The 2,929-nt window shown below is 57.2% G+C and carries 4 protein-coding genes; all 4 read left to right on the forward strand.

Going from position 1 to position 2,929, the window contains the following annotated elements:
• The first annotated feature begins 6 nt into the window (after positions 1-6).
• The 4 genes from KIO97_RS18450 to KIO97_RS18465 are packed head-to-tail and all read left to right on the forward strand — an operon-like array spanning position 7 to position 2,844.
• Positions 7-150 (forward strand): DUF2895 family protein, encoded by a 144-nt coding sequence (locus KIO97_RS18450; RefSeq protein ID WP_285383617.1) that lies wholly within the window; start codon positions 7-9, stop codon positions 148-150.
• A gap of 29 nt (positions 151-179) precedes the next feature.
• Positions 180-986 carry a TIGR03749 family integrating conjugative element protein gene (locus KIO97_RS18455; protein WP_285383618.1) on the forward strand — a complete coding sequence of 269 codons (807 nt, stop codon included), beginning with the start codon at positions 180-182 and terminating at the stop codon, positions 984-986.
• A gap of 9 nt (positions 987-995) precedes the next feature.
• A complete protein-coding gene (locus KIO97_RS18460) occupies positions 996-2,438 on the forward strand; it encodes a TIGR03752 family integrating conjugative element protein (RefSeq protein ID WP_285383615.1) in 1,443 nt (480 codons plus the stop codon).
• Complete coding sequence (locus tag KIO97_RS18465) at positions 2,398-2,844, forward strand: TIGR03751 family conjugal transfer lipoprotein (RefSeq protein ID WP_285383616.1); 447 nt, start codon at positions 2,398-2,400, stop codon at positions 2,842-2,844. Before KIO97_RS18460 ends, KIO97_RS18465 begins: the two co-directional genes overlap by 41 nt.
• Positions 2,845-2,929 lie beyond the last annotated feature (85 nt).

Genomic DNA, 2,929 nt, shown 5'->3' on the forward strand with positions numbered 1-2,929 from the left:
GGCACGCTGGTTAAGCACAATTTCATTCGCTGGCCGCTACGCATCGTTCGTTACGACATCGACACCGAGAAGAACCCGTGGAAGCTGGCGATTGATTGCTTTGATGGCCCAGCGCGTGAAATTCAATTTGAGCAACAGGAGAAGCCGTAATGCCGACGCTACTTAACATCGGGGTAGGTATGTTGCTGACGCTCGCGAGTCTGTCAGCACTTGCCAGTACGCCGCGCGCCATGGAGTGGCGCGGGGTGCCGCTGAGCATCACGCTCACCCCAGAGCAAGAAACCATCCTCCATCTTGGCGCGGATGTGCGTGTGGCCACGCCGGCGCATTTAGGGTCCAGTCTGAGCGTTTCTTCACTGGCTGGGCGTGTGTATTTGACCGCCAGTGAGCCGTTTGATACCGCGAGACTGCAGGTGATGCGCCTCAGTGATGGCATGCGTCTACTGCTCGATATCAGCGCCAAAGCGGGCGCAACCACCCCGCCGCAGATAGATATTGTGTTGCCGGGCACGGCGAACGAGCAAAACCTAAGCGCAGGCGAGGAAAACGTTTCCGAGCGTGACGCCCATCTAGCGCATTTGCGTATGGCGCCAGAGGCGCTTTTGGTGCGCTATGCGATGCAAAGTCTCTACAGTCCTTCTCATGCGCTAGAGCCATTACCTGGCGTGGTGCGCTCGCCCATGGGACTGCCAGAAGACATCCAAGCCAACGCGTTCAGCAAATGGCGCGTGCGCGCCAAACCCATCGCGGCATGGCAGCTGGGTGAGCAGGTGGTCACCGCAGTGAGTTTAATCAATCAAGCCGAGCGTCGTGAAGCGCTCGACCCACGTTTGGTCACATTAGGCGGCCAGTGCTTACTGTCACGCTGCGCGGTGAGCTTTTCTCACCCAGAGTTAGGGGCGGCAGATTCCGCCACCAAACAAGCCACTGCGTTTATCGTTACGAAAGGCCCGCTGGCCGATAACCTGCTGCCAAGCGCACATTAAGGAGGCGACATGCTGACACGTGGTAACCCCCTCATCAAAATTGGCGCCGGACTGGGGCTGGTCGGCTTTATCGCCTTAGCCATCATCGTTGGCGTTGCGCCCTCAAAACCTGAGCCCGCTGCCGAGCCAGAGCAAGACACGCCCGTGAGCGTCGCCGCCACGCAGGCGCAAACCAAGGCGCTTAAAGCGTTTACTGACAGTCCAACCGACACACTGCGCACACTGGGCGTGGCGTATCAAAAAAGCGAAGCGGAGAAAGCGCAGCTCGCCAAAGCGCTTGAGCAAACCCAAGCGCAAATGGCGCAGCAGCAGAGCCAAAATGATAAGCAGGTCGAAGCGCTGGAAAATCAGCTTACCCTGTTAACCGAACGGCTTAACACCTCGCTAAGCAGCATTGAAGAAAAAGTCAGTCAAAGCCGTGACGAGTTTCGCGCACGTCAAGCGCCGGTGCGCGACAGCATGTCGTATGAGGAGGAGCTGGGCTTGGACTCACCGCGTCAAGGACTGCCAACCGGGACAGGCTCAGGGATAGGATACGCACAGCCCAGTGGTGATAGCCTGATTTGGACTGAGCCTTTAGATGCCACCCAAGATAAAGACGGCAACTGGCTAACGCCGGCAAACAAAACGATTAAGCAAGCGTTAAGCGGTGTCAGTGATGACTTGGACCAAGCTGGCCGCTTTGATGCCAATAAAAAGCAAGGCACGCCCATCTATACCTTGCATCGCGGCGCCATGCTCGCCAACGCCGTCAGCATGACCGCGCTGATGGGGCGCATCCCAATGAGTGGCCAAGTCACCGACCCTTATCCGTTTTCAATGATAGTCGGCAAAGAGAACCTACTGGCCAACGGCTTTACCTTACCGGATGTGCAAGGGGCCATCGTCACCGGTACGGTGACCGGGGATTGGGGTTTGTCGTGCGTGCGCGGTGTGGTCGAATCCATCGACTTTATTCGTGCGGACGGCTCAATCCTTTCCTTTCCTGAAGAGGAAGAGGCGATTGATTCGGGCTTTGATGGCACCTCAGTCAAAACTGGCGACCTAGGCTTTTTGGCCGACCCCAATGGCAACCCGTGTTTAACCGGAGAACGCATTTCCAACGCGCCGGAATACCTGACCACCCAAGGATTGTTAGACGCGGCTTCTGCCGCGGCCAATGCAGTGGCGATTTCTCAGCAAACCATTTCGGTCGATGGCTCAACCAGTACCTCGGCCATGACCGGCAATGCGGCGAAAAACGCCGCGGCCGAATCGGCAGCCGCGTTTACAGGCACCGTGTCAGAGTTTATCCAAGCGCGCATGGGGGCAAGCTTTGACATTGTCTACACGCCGCCTGGCACCAAAGCCAGCATTCATCTTCGAAAACCCGTCACCTTGCGTGCGCCAACTCAGCCAGTGCGCGTGCGTTATGACACCCTCTCACAAGGAGCAAGCTATGCATTGCCATAAGTGGATAACCATCACTCTTAGTCTCGCCATTGTTTCGCTGGTTGGCTGCTCGACCGCCCAAGACGATACGCTGCCGCAGCCACACACCAACTCAGAGCAAGTTTGGCACGCGCAGATGGGGGGAAGCGGTGATGAACGATTAAATGAGTACCTTGGCGAACTGCGTTCGCCGCTCGATGTGAGCGCACTGGCTGCGCGTCAAAGCGACTACGCCCGTGACAGCTGGCGTGAGACCACCAACCAATTTCCAAGACTGCCTAACCCTGATGTGGTGCTGTATGTCTTGCCGCATCAATCTGGCGCCTTGCCGGTGCCAGGCTACAGCACCGTATTTCCGCTTTATGAGCGCGTGCATTACGCCACGCCGCTAGGCAGTCCGGCAAATTTGCCTAAGGAGCATTGGTGATGCTAAATCGAATCAAACACTCAGTGAGCGACTTTTTCACCGAAGGCAAAGCGCTGGAAGCGCCGGGGCTGGATTACAGCGTGCC

The sequence above is a fragment of the Vibrio sp. B181a genome, from assembly GCF_030248375.1.
GTDB lineage: Bacteria > Pseudomonadota > Gammaproteobacteria > Enterobacterales > Vibrionaceae > Vibrio > Vibrio campbellii.

Bases quoted from the DNA above. Each gene is read 5' to 3' on its own strand.
- KIO97_RS18465 (WP_285383616.1), top strand. From the start codon at position 2,398: ATGACACCCTCTCACAAGGAGCAAGCTATGCATTGCCATAAGTGGATA.
- KIO97_RS18455 (WP_285383618.1), top strand. From the start codon at position 180: ATGTTGCTGACGCTCGCGAGTCTGTCAGCACTTGCCAGTACGCCGCGC.
- KIO97_RS18460 (WP_285383615.1), top strand. From the start codon at position 996: ATGCTGACACGTGGTAACCCCCTCATCAAAATTGGCGCCGGACTGGGG.